The organism is Staphylococcus sp. EG-SA-2 (assembly GCF_017152085.1).
This window is the reverse complement of sequence record NZ_JACYHC010000062.1, coordinates 1-567: the sequence shown is the minus strand read 5'-3', so window position 1 is coordinate 567 and position 567 is coordinate 1. Positions and strand designations below refer to the sequence as shown.

The following is a 567-nucleotide window of genomic DNA, read 5'->3' as shown; positions in this document are numbered from 1 at the left end:
AGCGTTATAATTCAAACGTTCATCGTGGTGTTCATACATTAGGATCATTGGCAACTGATGGTTATGAAAATGCCCGTGAAACCGTTCGTCGTTTTATTAATGCGAAGTATTTTGAAGAAATCATTTTTACACGCGGAACAACTGCGTCGATTAACCTTGTAGCACATAGCTATGGTGATGCAAATGTTGAAGAGGGCGATGAAATTGTTGTCACTGAAATGGAACATCATGCCAATATTGTTCCTTGGCAACAGTTAGCAAAGCGTAAAAATGCGACATTGAAATTTATACCAATGACAGCTGACGGTGAATTAAACATCGAGGATATTAAGCAAACGATTAATGATAAAACAAAGATCGTTGCTATTGCACATATATCTAATGTGCTCGGTACAATTAATGATGTTAAAACCATTGCAGAAATAGCTCATCAACATGGTGCAATTATCAGTGTTGATGGGGCGCAAGCAGCACCACATATGAAACTTGATATGCAAGAAATGAATGCTGATTTTTATAGTTTTAGTGGTCATAAAATGCTTGGACCAACAGGTATTGGCGTATTAT

General features: G+C 37.0%; 1 protein-coding gene. It reads left to right on the top strand.

Annotation, left to right across the window (positions count from 1 at the left end; all coding sequences use genetic code 11):
• On the top strand, positions 1-567 hold a 567-nt coding region (locus IDG60_RS00485; protein WP_206160356.1), incomplete at both ends, for an aminotransferase class V-fold PLP-dependent enzyme.